The organism is Granulicella aggregans (assembly GCF_025685565.1).
Lineage (GTDB): Bacteria > Acidobacteriota > Terriglobia > Terriglobales > Acidobacteriaceae > Edaphobacter > Edaphobacter aggregans_B.
The window spans coordinates 673,809-687,637 of record NZ_JAGSYE010000003.1; the positions used below are offsets into that span (position 1 = coordinate 673,809).

General features: G+C 61.0%; 13 protein-coding genes. 4 read left to right on the forward strand and 9 right to left on the reverse strand.

Annotated features, from left to right (window positions below; genetic code table 11):
* Nucleotides 1–18 precede the first annotated feature (18 nt).
* The 4 genes from atpH to hfq form a co-directional block, all read right to left on the reverse strand.
* Nucleotides 19–558 carry an ATP synthase F1 subunit delta gene (gene atpH, locus OHL18_RS18070; RefSeq protein ID WP_263376271.1) on the reverse strand — a complete coding sequence of 180 codons (540 nt, stop codon included), beginning with the start codon at nt 556–558 and terminating at the stop codon, nt 19–21.
* Nucleotides 558–1,265: an ATP synthase F0 subunit B gene (locus OHL18_RS18075; protein WP_263376272.1), complete on the reverse strand. Its 708-nt coding sequence runs from the start codon at nt 1,263–1,265 to the stop codon at nt 558–560. The genes atpH and OHL18_RS18075 overlap by 1 nt, the downstream gene beginning before the upstream one ends.
* A gap of 11 nt (nt 1,266–1,276) precedes the next feature.
* Nucleotides 1,277–1,741 carry an ATP synthase F0 subunit B gene (locus tag OHL18_RS18080; RefSeq protein ID WP_263376273.1) on the reverse strand — a complete coding sequence of 155 codons (465 nt, stop codon included), beginning with the start codon at nt 1,739–1,741 and terminating at the stop codon, nt 1,277–1,279.
* 644 nt (nt 1,742–2,385) lie between these two features.
* On the reverse strand, nt 2,386–2,712 hold the full coding sequence (gene hfq, locus OHL18_RS18085; RefSeq protein ID WP_263376274.1) for an RNA chaperone Hfq: 327 nt from the start codon (nt 2,710–2,712) through the stop codon (nt 2,386–2,388).
* Between the two features lie 224 nt (nt 2,713–2,936).
* Between hfq and OHL18_RS18090 the strand changes: the two genes are divergently transcribed.
* Entirely contained in the window at nt 2,937–4,106 is a 1,170-nt protein-coding gene (locus OHL18_RS18090) for a DegT/DnrJ/EryC1/StrS family aminotransferase (RefSeq protein WP_317890511.1), read from the forward strand.
* Between the two features lie 136 nt (nt 4,107–4,242).
* Here the strand turns inward: OHL18_RS18090 and OHL18_RS18095 are convergent, their stop codons facing one another.
* From OHL18_RS18095 to nadA, 5 genes are all read right to left on the reverse strand, one after another.
* On the reverse strand, nt 4,243–5,529 hold the full coding sequence (locus tag OHL18_RS18095) for an SH3 domain-containing protein (protein WP_263376275.1): 1,287 nt from the start codon (nt 5,527–5,529) through the stop codon (nt 4,243–4,245).
* 123 nt (nt 5,530–5,652) lie between these two features.
* Nucleotides 5,653–6,927: a lactonase family protein gene (locus OHL18_RS18100; protein WP_263376276.1), complete on the reverse strand. Its 1,275-nt coding sequence runs from the start codon at nt 6,925–6,927 to the stop codon at nt 5,653–5,655.
* Between the two features lie 280 nt (nt 6,928–7,207).
* Nucleotides 7,208–9,199: a hypothetical protein gene (locus OHL18_RS18105; RefSeq protein ID WP_263376277.1), complete on the reverse strand. Its 1,992-nt coding sequence runs from the start codon at nt 9,197–9,199 to the stop codon at nt 7,208–7,210.
* Between the two features lie 163 nt (nt 9,200–9,362).
* The gene (locus OHL18_RS18110; RefSeq protein WP_263376278.1) at nt 9,363–9,800 is read right to left on the reverse strand and encodes a DUF2203 domain-containing protein; all 438 of its coding nucleotides are present in this window, start codon (nt 9,798–9,800) and stop codon (nt 9,363–9,365) included.
* Complete coding sequence (gene nadA / locus OHL18_RS18115; RefSeq protein WP_263376279.1) at nt 9,797–10,942, reverse strand: quinolinate synthase NadA; 1,146 nt, start codon at nt 10,940–10,942, stop codon at nt 9,797–9,799. Before nadA ends, OHL18_RS18110 begins: the two co-directional genes overlap by 4 nt.
* A 337-nt stretch (nt 10,943–11,279) precedes the next feature.
* On the opposite strand from nadA, the gene OHL18_RS18120 reads away from it, so the two are divergent.
* From OHL18_RS18120 to OHL18_RS18130, 3 genes are read left to right on the forward strand one after another with little or no spacing between them, the layout of a single operon-like run.
* Nucleotides 11,280–11,927: a twin-arginine translocase TatA/TatE family subunit gene (locus OHL18_RS18120; RefSeq protein ID WP_263376280.1), complete on the forward strand. Its 648-nt coding sequence runs from the start codon at nt 11,280–11,282 to the stop codon at nt 11,925–11,927.
* On the forward strand, nt 11,920–12,702 hold the full coding sequence (gene tatC, locus OHL18_RS18125) for a twin-arginine translocase subunit TatC (protein ID WP_263376281.1): 783 nt from the start codon (nt 11,920–11,922) through the stop codon (nt 12,700–12,702). The genes OHL18_RS18120 and tatC overlap by 8 nt, the downstream gene beginning before the upstream one ends.
* Nucleotides 12,699–13,775 (forward strand): M28 family peptidase, encoded by a 1,077-nt coding sequence (locus tag OHL18_RS18130; protein ID WP_263376282.1) that lies wholly within the window; start codon nt 12,699–12,701, stop codon nt 13,773–13,775. Before tatC ends, OHL18_RS18130 begins: the two co-directional genes overlap by 4 nt.
* Nucleotides 13,776–13,829 lie beyond the last annotated feature (54 nt).

Below are 13,829 nucleotides of genomic sequence, written 5' to 3' on the forward strand. Positions count from 1 at the left end.
ATACTTCCGGCACGATTTCTACGCGTTGATAAGTCTCTGCTTCATCTGTTCCAACTGGCCGCGAACGCTGCCGTCATAAACCGTTGAGCCAAGCTTGACGATCACACCACCCAGCAGCGTGGAGTCCTGCAAATAAACGGCCCGAATCCGGCCACCGGCAAGCTTGCCAACTTCCGCTTCCAACTGGTTGCGGTCATCGTCATTCAGCGGAAGCGCCGTCGTAATCTCCGCATCGGAGACGCCGGCATCCGCGTCCGCCGCCTCGGCGTACTCATTGATAATCTCATCGAGTTCGTGCAGCCGCTCGTGCTCTGTAATGACGGCGACAAAGTTTCTGACCTGCGGATACATGCCGATCTTGCCACCGATCGCATCGAGCACCTTCAGCTTCTGCTCTTTCGGCACCGAAGGATCCATCAGGATCTCGCGAAGATCTGCGCTCCCAGCGTATGTCGCCGAGAAATCCCGCAACTGCGAGAGAGCGGCAGCCGGATCCAGCTTGCTCGAAACCACAACCTGCTCAAACGCGTGCGCGTAGCGAAGGGTAATGACAGCCATTAGTTCTGCCCTTCCTTCGAGTCGTCCGCGCCAACCCGGCGCGCGAAGTTCTGAATCAGCAGCCGATCGGTCTCGGCCGTAATCACCAGCTTCTTCGCCGCCTGCTCGATCGCCAGTTCCGCTGCGTACTTCTGAATCTGCCGCTGCGCGTGGGCCGTCGCCGTTGCAATCTCCTGCTCAGCCGAGGCGAGAATCTTCTTCTTCTCTTCCTCGACGTTGGCCTTGATCCGCTGCTCATCCGCCGCGGAGTCCTTATCCGCCTGCGCGCGCATCGCAGCAATCTCGCCGTCCAGCTTCGCAAGCCGGGCCTCGACACCACTCAAGCGGCTGTTCGCCTCTTCAGTCGCTGTACGCGCGTCGACCAGGTCCTTCTGAATCTTCGCATTGCGCCCACGGAAGGTCTTCGGGAGCGCCTTCGCCAGGAACAAACCAATCAGAATCGCCAGCACCGCGAAGTTCGCCACTTCGAACGCCGTGGCGGCCTGGTCCGTACTCATGCCGAGCATCGAGCCAATCTTCTTCACCGAAGCCGAGTGCTTGAACGCCGCCGTCTCGTCTTCTTCCTCTTCAACGCCTTTGCTCTCGCGGGCCGCTTCAGACTCCGGCTTCGCCGACGCCTTCGCGGCCGCAGGCTCCTGCGCCCTGATCGAACGCAAAGGGCTCGCCAGCAAAGCGGCAAACATGACTGCGAAAAATAGCTTCTTCAAACCGAATTGCCTCACTGTACTGCCTCCGGAGGCACGCCGGCCGGGAGGATCGCGCGCAGGATCTGCGTGCTCAGCGCCGCGCTCGCGCCTTCAATCTGCTGCCGCGCCGTCGCTGCGGACTGCTCAATCTCGTTCTTCGCGACCTTCAGGCGCTCTTGAGTCGCCGCACGTGCCTGCTCCAGAATGGAATCTCGCTCGCTGTTCAGCGCCTTCAGCTTCTGCTCGCGGGCCGCAAAGATCTCAGCCTTGGCCGCGCGTAGCTTGTCTTCATACACGGACGTCTCTGCTTCAGCCGCGGAGATCGCTCCACGCGCCTGCTCGACCGCACCGGAAGTACGCGCGCGCCGCTCGGCAAGCACCTTGTTCAGCGGCCCTTGCACCAGCAGACTGTAAGCCGCAATCAGCAATAGAAACAGCAGAATGGTCGGCACAGAGCCGAGCACAAGTCCACCAAGTTGAGTCAGTATTTGTTCCATAGTGAGGTCGGCCAGTGGGTGAAACGATGCCGTTGTGAGTCCTGATTTTGGTCTGGCCAGGACGGGATAGGCGCCAGCGTTGAGTGGAAGAGCTTTATCTACAGTCGTGTCCTTACATTTTTAGCAAAGCATTCGCTGGAGTGTCAATGAACGAGTGATCGATAATCGGTCAATCTTCACGATATCCGCACGCATAAAAATCCCGTGCGGATATGGCAATAACCGTTGACTTTCCCCGCCAGCGGCATAAACTAGTAGTCATCTGAAGGCCCTATGATCTGGGTCGCGCAGGCCGCGTGAAAGGGGACACCACCTCCGCTCCCCCTCAGGCGGCCTGTTCTAATTTCAGGCTACTTTCCTCTTATTCTTTCGCACGAATAGTACACGGAATCCTCTTAACCTGTCAGATAACACCGGGCGCTTTTGCGCGGAAGGCACTACCTCTCCGCAGGAATTGCTGGCTTCCACCATTCAAGACCAAATCTCAGCCTTCTCGGACAAAAATTACAGAAAGCCGTGTGGAACGTCCCGAAAAGGAAGACGGACGCCTCGCATGCAACTAATACCGAGCAGCCTATTCATCTGCAATCAGCGAAGAAGCCAGACCCGAAGCGGTTTCTATGGTTCCCAGCATGCCTGGAGGTCTAGCGATCGAGCGACCCGGCAGCATCAGCGTGCATCGCGCTCGCCGCACCGACGTGGCCGCCTGACGGCACCACCCGGCCATCGGCCTTTTCCGGACGCAGATCAAGATGCATCCCCGCGCGACCGCTCACCACCGTCGAAATGGCGTGCTTGAAGATGAGCTGTTCCTGGCTGTTGTTCTCGAGCAGCACCGAGTACTTGTCGAAGGAACGGATCTTCCCCGTCAGCTTCACGCCGCTCACAAGGTAGATGGTGATGGGGCTCTTATCCTTACGGACCGTGTTGAGAAACGTGTCCTGGATGTTCTGTGCCGGCTTGGAATCCATAGTGCCGATCTCCTTGATTGAAAAAAACTAGGTTTGTATGCGAATCTTGCCAGACCGTAAAAAGTCCGTCTACCTGGCAGTCATTGGCAAGCGCGTTTGCAGTTAATGCAACTGAACGTCATAACAATACGGGGATATACAAGAACTTTCAACTGGAGAGACGGAAACTCTTCAGCAAGGTATGCGATCCGGCAATGCCACTTTCGTGGTTGTACCATTGTACTGTGACCATCGCGACCTCCCTTCCTGTCCCAATGCTCGACTTCAGCCGCCAGTTTTCCGCCATTCGCGAGGAGGTCATGGCCGCCGTCGAAGCGGTCTGTGTCAGCCAGAAGTTCATCCTCGGCCCGGCCGTTTCGAGCTTCGAGCACGCCGCAGCCCAGGCCTGCAATACCCCGTTCGGAGTAGGCTGTGCCAGCGGAACCGATGCCCTCTGGCTGGCCATGGCCGCCGCAGGCGTAGGCCCCGGCGATCTGGTCGTCACCACGCCTTTCAGCTTCTTCGCCACTGCCAGCGCCATCCTGCGCTGTGGGGCGACTCCGGTCTTCGCGGACATCGAACCCATCACCTTCAACCTCTCGCCATCCGCCGCGACGGACGCAATCCGCTTCATCCAGGCAAATCTCCCCGGCAGCCGAGTCGCCGCGATTCTCCCCGTACACCTCTACGGCCAGTGCGCTGACTGGGACGCATTCAGCGCCATAAAACAGGAGTTTTCGCTGCATCTGATCGAAGACGCAGCCCAGGCCTTCGGGGCGACATGGAACGGATCACCCGCCGGATCGCTGGGCGACGCCGCCGCGTTCAGTTTTTATCCCACGAAAAATCTCAGCGCCTTTGGTGATGCCGGCCTGGTCACCACCGTCGACGCCGGCATCGCCGACCGCGCAACCTTGCTCCGCGCCCATGGCATGCGCCAGCGCTACATCCACGAGGAAGTGGGCTGGAACTCCCGCCTCGACAGCATCCAGGCCGCCGTCCTCGAGGTAAAGCTGCGTTACCTTCCCGCCTGGAACGCCGCCCGCCGCGCCTGCGCCGCGCTCTACGATGGACTCTTCACCGCCGCAGGCCTCGCTGCATCGAGCACGCAAGACGGCATCGTCCTTCCCATCACCGACCCTCGCGCCGGACACGTCTTCCACCAGTACGTCATCCGCGCTCCCCGCCGCGACGCCCTGCGCCAGCACCTGACCGACCGCAAGATTGGCACGGAGATCTACTACCCTATCCCTCTGCACCTGCAGACCAGCCTGGCATCCCTCGGCTACAAACCCGGCGACTTCCCCGTCACCGAAACAGCCGCGGCCGAAGTCCTCGCACTCCCCATCTACCCCGAGCTCCGAGAAGACGAACAGCGCGCCGTAGTCGACGCCATAGCCGCCTTCTACAGCTAGGTTCAGAAGAGCCAAAGCTGAAATGAGAAGCGTGATCTCGACCGGACTGCCCTCAAACGAAGTAAAAGCGTCATCTCGACCGAAGCATTGCGGCCTCACCGCGATGCGCAGTGGAGAGCCCCCCCGCATTTCGCAGTTACCGCCGCTTCGCCTTCTTCTTATCCTTCTTATTCTCCGCCGGCTCCGGGTGTGCCAGCTCCGGCAACGCCTCGCCCTGCGGCGGAACCATGCGCCGCGTGATATTCCCCTCCAGGCGATAAGCCTTCGTCACCGTCGCCCCCGGAATGATCGCTCCGGTCATCGGATCAGGCACCACCTGCCCAGCGTCCGCCCGCAGCACCCTGTAGCTGAACCCCGGCAGCGGCGTAGCGGAGTTCGCCGCCTTCCCGCCCACCTCCTGCATCATCTTCAGCTCCACCGGCAGATAGCCCTCGACGTTCTTCTCGCGAAACGCCGTCTCGTACCGGTGCTTCTTCACGTTCCAGATGAACACCCGGATCTGATCAAAGTCATACGGCAGCCCCGCCTTGTACGGACTCAACACCGTCAGATACTCCGGAATGTTCTTGTCATCCTGCGGAGCGTCCGGGTCATAGACCTTCGCCAGCAGATAAGCTCCCACAATCCTCTGCCCCTCCGCATACCGGAGCAGCGAGTCCGGAGCATCCACATCCATCAACCGGCTCAGCATCCACCCAGCATGACCATGAGAGTCCCGCACCAGCCACCAGTCCTCCATCGGAGGCGGCGGTTCTTCTGCAGCCTTTTCGTCAGTAGCATTGGCGGCCTTACCGGCCTTGGCGTCAGGCGCAGCCGCCTCGGCTCCCTTGACCGCAGGCGTGGATCCGACCGCCGGCTTCGGTGTTCCGGTCGGAATTCCCGTCGCCGCTCCCGGAATCGCCGCCTGCTTCGGATTGCGGGCAGGGGCAGCCTTCACATTTGGATTAGGCCCTCCGCCCTTGACCAGTGTCGCCCTCGCGATAAGGCTCAGCCGCTCGCCCTCCGCCAGCCTGTAAAACTTCTCCGTCGCTCGCCCCGGAGCGATATGCAGATACACCTCATCCCGCACCACCGCCGACGCTACCGTCGGGTCCTTCGCATGGTCCTGGTCCAGCTTGGCGAACTCGTCATAAGTCTGCTGCGTCGCGACCGCCTTCTCGTCGATCCACCCGGTCTCGTTCTTGTCCGTCTGAACCCTCAGGAATCTCCGCCCGCGCTCCAGCACCGCCAGCCGTTGCCCATTCTCCACCGTACCCGTCCGGTTCGACACCGCTGCGACCCGGTCTCGCAGAAACGTCTGCTTGGCCGTGACGTAGACGTACACCGCCTCCGGCTTACTCTTGAAACGGGAGCAACCCGACACCAGCAGCACCGAGCAACCCAGAAACAGTCCCCGCTCCACCATCCATCCGAAACGCTTCAATAGGCCTCCGGGCGACGCTCTCGATCGGTCCCGCCCTGAGACTCATTATCTCGCGGCACACAGCCGTCGCGCGTTACTCCACTGGATCATCCACAGAATTCACGCAGCCCGCGCGAAGCCGCATCAGTGCGTCAGCGCCATCGCGACCGCTCCCGCTGGCTCCGTCCCATTGCCCGTCAAGGCTGTCGTCGAGGTGTCCAGATTGCCTACCGTCGTCGCATCGAAGCTGAACATCTCCAGGTCCGGATTCGATCCCGACGTCGTCGAAAGCAGGTAGTCGCCGCTATTGTCATACCCCAGCGCCGTGACCGTCGTTCCAGCCGTAAACGGAGATCCCGCCAGCTTCGTCAACACTCCGCCCGTCCCAATCGTGTATCCCGAGATCGAACCCGCGGTCCGGTTCCCCACGTAGAGGTACTTCCCGGTCTTGTCGATCAGGATCGACGCCGGTCCCGCCGTCGAACTCGTCCCAAGCGAGAAGGGCGCTCCGCTCACCTGCGTCAACACGCCTCCGCTGCCGATCGTGTAAGGATAGACGCCGGCGTTTGTCCCGCTTACCGCAACGTAAAGCGTCGAGCTCGTCGAATCGAAGACCGCAGCCTGATCCGCGCTCGAAGCCGTAGAGGCAGTAAGCTCACCCACCGCTGTCACCACACCCGTGCTCGTATCGAAGCTGAAGTCTACCAAGCCACCCGTCCCAACCGACGCCGCAAGGTAGTCGCCCTTCGGAGATATGGCGAGATTCGACGCCACAATCGAAGCTCCGCCCGTCAGAGCTTGTGTCGCTCCTGCCTCCAGGCTTAGCAGACCCGTCGTCGAATTGATCGCGAACTCGTCGATCACCACTGCGCTCGGGCTGCTATCCAGCCCCAGCAGCCAGTTGCCGTCCGGCGACACCACCATCGAGATCATGTCCGCGTTCGCCAGCGCCTTTCCGCTCGACGCAGTCAGCACCTGCGTCAGCGCCCCCGTAGTCGAGTTGATCGAATAGCCGTAGATCACTCCCGACCCCGCGACATAGAGATAGCTGTTCGAAGGGGTCACCGCCAGCGTCTGCGGCGCAAACTGCAACGTCTCCGTCGCTCCCGAGATCGCAGTCAGGGCGTTTGCGCCAATCGAAAATCCCGTAATCGAGTACGCCGAACTTGTCCCGCTCGAGGTGCTGGTGAAAGAGTTCGCCACATAAACGTAGTCGCCCGTTGTCGATCCCGATCCGCTTCCACTGCCGCTGGTCAGCGGCGGAAAGAAGCCGGCACATCCCGTCATGCAGACTAGACCGGCTACCACCGTGGCGGCGCTGAAAATCCTGCCAAATCTCAACCTTGAACTCAATTGAGCAATCAATTCCTTCACCACCGGCCCACGCTCCTGATCCTGCCTCTCCATCTTCTCAGCCACGGCCACTTCCGGGAAGTCTCCAGACGATGACGCAGTAAAGTAGCGGACGCCCTGTTCGACTCCGGCCGTTCAAAAACGGCACATGAGGACTCATGTGAAAAAGCGGAAAATCGGCTCCTCTTCTTCCCGAAAGAACCGTCATCTCGACCGGAGCCACGCGGCCTCATCGCGTGGCGTAGTGGAGAGACCCCCGCATTTCGCTTCTCTGCCACAACTCCGTGTCGATTTCTGTGCCCCATTCATCGCAGTTACATCGCGATGAGTGGGTCGGCCACAAACTTCACGCCACCCGTTTAGCCGCTCCCCAATACGTCAACTGGGCCTGGGTCTGCACCCGTCCTTCAAGCGAAGCCGACAACAGACTGGCAATATGCTGAATATCGCTGGCCGACCGGTCCGCCGTCTCATAAAGCTGGATGACCGGCTCCGCAATCGCCCGGTTCGGCGACTCTGCTCGCATCTTCCCCCACCGCTCGAGAATCAGCTTCTGCAACAAATCACGCGGTGTCGAAGCATCCACCAGGAACAGCAGGCGGTCCACCGGATAGTAGTCAACCAGCTCCCCTAGCTCATACGCGCACCCCTGCCGCTCGGCCGAAAACCCGCGAAGGTCCATCAGCACCACATCCGCGACCGACAGCATCTTGCGCACCGCAGGCTGCCATACATCGTCGTAGCAGAAGAACGGCGACCCGTGAAAGTCCGTCTCCACGCTCAGCGTCGCCCCTGCAACTCGCTCCACCCCAGCAATCGCCTGCGCGGGCGACTTCAAAAAATGCCGCCAGATGTACGCCAGCATCGGAACCAGAGCGATCACCGACAGGATCCCGTAGAACACCGAGCGAACGCGCATCAGCAATTGATCGGGCGGCAGCGAAGCCCACGCCGCCGGAATCACCTGCGGAAACATATCCGGAGCGAACCGCGCACCCTGATCCAGCAGCGCCGCCAGAGTTCCCACCGTCAGCGTCATACCCAGCGACCGGCCCGCGTTCCCTTTCGCCAACACCGAGAACCGGTGCCGTATATAAGCCGGGTCCACGATCGTGAGAAACGACCCGATAAACCGCCACCGTTCCATCAGCTTGCCAAACGTAAACGCCGTATTCTTGTCCGATCCGAAGACGCGCAGGATCACCAGCTTCCGATTCCCGTCCTGAAGTGCATCGCGGCGCAGCGTGCGCAACTCCTGCACCAGGTAAGCAATCTGCACCACCGCTGGAATCACGATGAATGCCGGAATCTTGTCGCGAAGGCCAAACACGGTGATCGCAACCGTCGCCACCACGGAGAGCACGCCCAGCAACTCCACCGTCCGCGCGCCCTGCAGCCACGTCGTCCACGCATAAAACGCCAGCAAAGCATCGACGGCCAGCAGCGCCGCCGCTCCAATCCCAATCTCCAACTTGTTCGCAGCGAACGCATTCGGCATCAGCCACGCGATCAATGCCACCGAGGACGCCAGCCCGCACACCTGCACCAGTAGCGACAACTCAAGAATCTTCAGCTTGCGCCCGCTCGTCCCCTCAGCGCGTAGAACCCTCGTCTCCGCCGGACCGCTCAGCAGAATGCCGTTTAGCGTATTCATCTCCAGAAAGCCCGGCATCACAGCGGGCTCCGGCCTGGACGCAGATTCGGGCTCCTCAACCGGCGAAGCAGCCGGCTTCGGCGCGCCTCTGCGCATCATGAAGAGATGGACCGTCCGCACCGCGACCTCGCGCAGTAGAAGGAACCCCGCCGCCGGAAGCACCGCGAAGAACACTCCCACCAGGAAGGTGTGAATCTGGGCCTTGAGATCAGGAGGCGGTGGCGCTACAGGACCGTTGTCGATGCCTGAGGCCTCCTGAGTCTGCTGAGACGGCGGAAGGTACGGGCTGCGCGGAGCGTTCGGATTGGCGTGCAGCCCAATCTCCAGCGAAGATCCCGCAGCGCTCCAGTTCTCCGTCAGATCGTCATACCCAGCCGCGTGAACGGTGATGGAGTAAGTGAGCTTGGGGTTCAGCGACGCGGAGATCTTCCCCGCCTCATCCGTCGAGCCGGGAATGGACGCTGTCGCTCCATCCTTGTCCGTGGCCTCGATATCGACCTGGGTATTCGCAAGCGGCTGGTGCGTCGCGCCGTCTTCCAGGATGAACTCGAAGTCCCGATTGTTTCGCAGGCTGGCGAACGGATCGTTCGCCTCGCTCTGGGCAGCACCCGGAGTTTGCTGCTGGCTCCAAGCCGGTATTGAGGAGATACAAAGCAGGCAAAGAAACGCCACGAACAGCTTCATCAAGCGAAACCTCGGCAGATTCAGGTATGGGGCCCAGCCGAAGGCTATCACGCTCGATTTAGTACCCGAGGCGTTAGCCTCGGAGTAGCAGCAGACTTCTAGCCCGCGGCAAGCCGGCGCTTCGCAAGAAAGGGGCTTCAGCCCCGGAACTGTGTCACCAAACCTAGTTCAACCGCTCCCGCTCACTCTTATCGAACCGCGCGTCCAGCGGCTTCCGCTCGCTGAAGTCTTCTTCCAACCCATGCCAGTGCGAGATTCCCGGCTCACCCATCTTCCAGCAGAGCATCACAATATCTCCGCTCACCATGCAGGGAAAGTCCAACAGCCCATCTTCGAGCGACTGTACCTGCACGCCGATCGAATCGATCTCCGCCAACGTCTCCTTCGTCGATTCAATCGACTTCTCGCGCTCACCACGCCGCTTGGCAGCCGCAACGACATCCACATGCATCCCGCCCGACAGAAAGATGCGCTGGTTCAGGTCCTGCATCTCGCGCTCGAGTTCGCCCACCCTCGCCGCCGTCTTCTGCGCGCCGCGCAGAAGCGACTCCAGCACCGGCAGGAGGGTCTGCGCCTCGGACAACGTGAACGTCTTACTCATTTGACCTCCAGCATCCGATCGAGAGCCACCTTGGCCCACTCCTTAACATCGTCATCGACTTTGATGCGGTTCACCACTCTGCCTTCAACCAGATTCTCGAGCGTCCACGCCAGGTGCTGCGGCGAGATCCGGTACATCGTCGTGCACAGGCATCCCGCATCATCCAGCGTAATGACCTTCTTGCCTAAAGGAGCAAACCGCTTCGCCAACCGGTTCACCAGGTGAATCTCGGTTCCCACAGCAAAGCTCGAACCCTCCGGAGCCTTCTCGATCTCCGCGATGATCCGCTCCGTCGATCCGATTGCATCGGCCTTCTGGCAGACCTCCCAGCGGCACTCCGGATGCACGATCACCTGCATCCCCGGCTCTTCGCGACGCACACGGTCGACATGTTCCGGCAGAAACCTCTGATGCACCGAGCAGTGCCCCTTCCAAAGGATCACCTTCGCAGCCTTCAGCCGCTCCGGCAGCACGCCGCCGTTGATCTGGTACGGATCCCAAACCACCATCTCGCTCATCGGAATTCCCATCGCAAAAGCGGTGTTCCGACCAAGATGCTGGTCCGGCAGAAACAGAATCTTCTCGCCGCGAGCAAACGCCCACTCAAACGCTCCCCGAGCATTCGACGAAGTACACACCAACCCACCGCGCTCGCCGCAAAACGCCTTGATGTTCGCGGCAGAGTTCATGTAAGTCAGCGGAATCAATCCACCGTCGTGGGTCAGTCCCGCCCGTTCCAGCGAGTCCCAGCAGTCCTCAACCTGGCCAATCTCCGCCATGTCGGCCATCGAACATCCAGCATTCAGGTCCGGCAGGATCACCTGCTGCCATGGCTTGCCCAGCACATCCGCCGTCTCCGCCATAAAGTGCACGCCGCAGAACAGCATGTACTTCGCCTGCGTCTCCGCAGCAATCTTCGATAGCTTATAGCTGTCGCCGGTATAGTCCGCGAACCGGATCACCTCGTCGCGCTGATAATGGTGCCCCAGCAGAACGACATCGGTTCCAAGCTTCGCTCGCGCCGCGGCAATCCGCGCGTCCATCGTGTGGTCGGGTTGGGAAAGATAGTGGTCGAGGGAACAGTTCTCCCCTGTAGCTGCGCCTTCGGCTATTGCCGGGGCTTCTTCCAGTAGATCGATCAAAGTACTCCGCCTTCAGTCCAGCGAGCCCTGCATAGCTGCAGCCGCTCGAGAACGGGGATGTTGAAAGCATTCACTGCGCGGTTGCAGTGGATTCGCTGTGCCCAAGCTCAAACCACGAACGTGAAACACCCAACCCACGGGGATGTTGCAACCCTTAAAACTCGGCCGGAGAAGTCCAGTGACCTCTGCCGTCCGTACACTTTAGACGAGGTCGCCATCGAAACGATGCACGAATCTGGCACTGCCAGCCTGCCCACTTTCATCATCGCATAATCTTCCGGCAACACTCCTGCCACATTTGTTGAGTCCCTTTCGAACCCGTATCATAGGAAGAATTATGCCGAGTCTCGGCGACAGCGCCGTCATCATCCTTTTAGGTCTTCTGCTCTTCGGTCCCAAGGGCCTCGCCCAGATCGCGCGCCAGCTTGGCAAGCTCATGGGCGAGTTCCGCCGCGCCTCGAACGAATTCCGCATGCAGATGGAAGAGGAGCTCCGCCTCGCCGAGCAGGCCGACCGCCAGAAGGAGATCGCAAAGATCGAGGCCGCCGCGCCGCCGCCAGCGCCGGTACTCGGAACCGATCCTGCAACGCCAGCCCCCGGCACCACGGCGTACGACTGTCCGGAGGACAACCCGCAGCTGCGCTCCATCCCGTCCGACAGCCCCGAAGCGGCATCGATAGAAGCCACCCCGGAAGTCCCTATCGGCGAAGTTGAGCCGCTGCCCATCGCCGTCTCCGGGGACCTGAAGATCATGCCGCCCGCCACGGGCCTGCCGCAGCCGCGCACCACCACGCTCGCCTCATCCTCCATCGCTCCGCTGGTCGACTCCATCCCCCACGAAGAACCCGCTGAAACCGCCGAGCCAGCCGCAGCCGCCGAGCATGAGCATTCTGACCAACGCCCGAACCGCTACACCAACGGCCACACCGACACCGCCGGGCTCACCACGACCGACGCCGCAGCCGAGGAGTCCCTCCATGGCTGATCTCATCGACAAGGCCCGCACCGCCGTCACCGACCGCGCCGAGCTCCCCGGCATGACTCTGATGGAGCACCTCGACGAGCTCCGCAAGCGCATCATCCACTCCGTCATCTATCTGCTCATCGGCTTCTGCGTCGCCTACGCATTCCACGAGCGCCTCTACGGCATCGTCCAGGCCCCGCTCGACCAACTCCACATCCAGCTCAACTTCACCCACCCCACCGACGGCCTCAACCTTTACCTGAAGACGTCGATGTACGGCGGCGCCATCCTCGCCAGCCCCTTCATCCTCTTTCAGCTCTGGCTCTTCATCTCTCCCGGCCTCTATCGCCACGAGCAGAAGTACATCGTCCCCTTCATGGCCACCACTGTCACCCTCTTCCTTGGCGGAGCGTGGTTCGGCTACCACTTCGTCCTTCCCGGAATGCTCCGCGTCCTCATCAACGACTTCGGCCGGAAATTCCACCCCATCATCACCATCGAGGACTACACCGGTTTCTTCCTCGCCATCGTTCTAGCGCTTGGCGTGACGTTTGAGCTGCCCGTGCTGATGTTCTTCCTCGCCCTCTTCGGCATCGTGGACGGCAAGTTCCTGCTCCGGCACATCCGCTACGCCATCCTGCTGATCTTCCTCGTCGCGGCGATCATCTGCCCGTCGCCCGACCCCATCTACATGTGCCTCTTCGCGCTGCCGATGCTGGTCCTCTACATGGTCGGCGTGGTCGCCGCCTTCATCGTCAATCCGACCAAGAAGAAAGACGCCCCCAAGCCCGCATGACCTTCGCCAGTCTTCAAACCTTGTCATCCTTCGCGAAGCGGAGGATCTGCTTTTGCTCCCTCCCCCACGAGACACGTCATCTCGACCGGAGCGCAGCGAAGTGGAGAGACCCCCGCATTTCGCTTTTCCGCTTCACCTCGCCACGTCTAAGCACACTTCGCCAGCTAGCCATCTCCCTCTGCGTCCTCTCGACGCTAGCCTGCTCGGCGCAGAAGCATCCGTCCCCAATCAGCGGCCAGGCCATCTACAACCTCACCCAGCAGTACGTGAACACCGCTCCTCACCGCTACGTCGGCTCGCCCGACCACGCCGCCGCCGAGGCCTTCATCAAATCCCAGTTCGCCCCGGAGATCGCCAAGGGCACCTTCGAGACCGACAGCTTCGTCGCGTCCACGCCCATCGGCATGGTGCCCATGCGCAACTACATCGTGCGCTACCCGGGTAAGAAGGACGGCATCATCGTCCTCGCATCACACTACGAGACCAACTACCCCCTCAAGGACATCAACTTCGTCGGCGCAAACGACGGCGCCTGCACCACCGCCCTGCTCATCGAGATCGCCCACTACCTCCGCACGCATCCACCAGAGGGCTACAGCGTCTGGATCGTCTTCGACGACGGCGAAGAGGCCATCAAAGAATGGTCCGACTCCGACTCCCTCTACGGCACACGTCACCTTGCCGCCAAGTGGTCGAAGGACAGCACCATCACGAAGATCAAGGCCTTCCTGCTGGCCGACATGATCGGCGACAAGGACCTCAACATCCCGCGCGAGGGCAACTCCACGCAATGGCTCAGCGACCTCCTGGCCACCGCCGCAAAGAACACCGGCCACAGCGCAAACGTCTTCAAGAGCTCCACCACCGAGCTCGACGATCACCTTCCTTTCAAGCAGCGCAACGTCCCCGTCCTCGACATCGGCGACTTCGACTACGGCCCCCACACCGCGCAAATGCCCGACGGCTACCACCATACCGCCCAGGACACCATGGACAAGATCAGCGCCAAGTCCCTGCAAACCTCCGCCGATCTGTTCCTCGAGATGATCCATCTCATCAACGAACGCAAGTAAGACTTCTAGCCATGGAACGAAACGGCGTCCCCTTCAGATGGTTTCTAGGCGCAA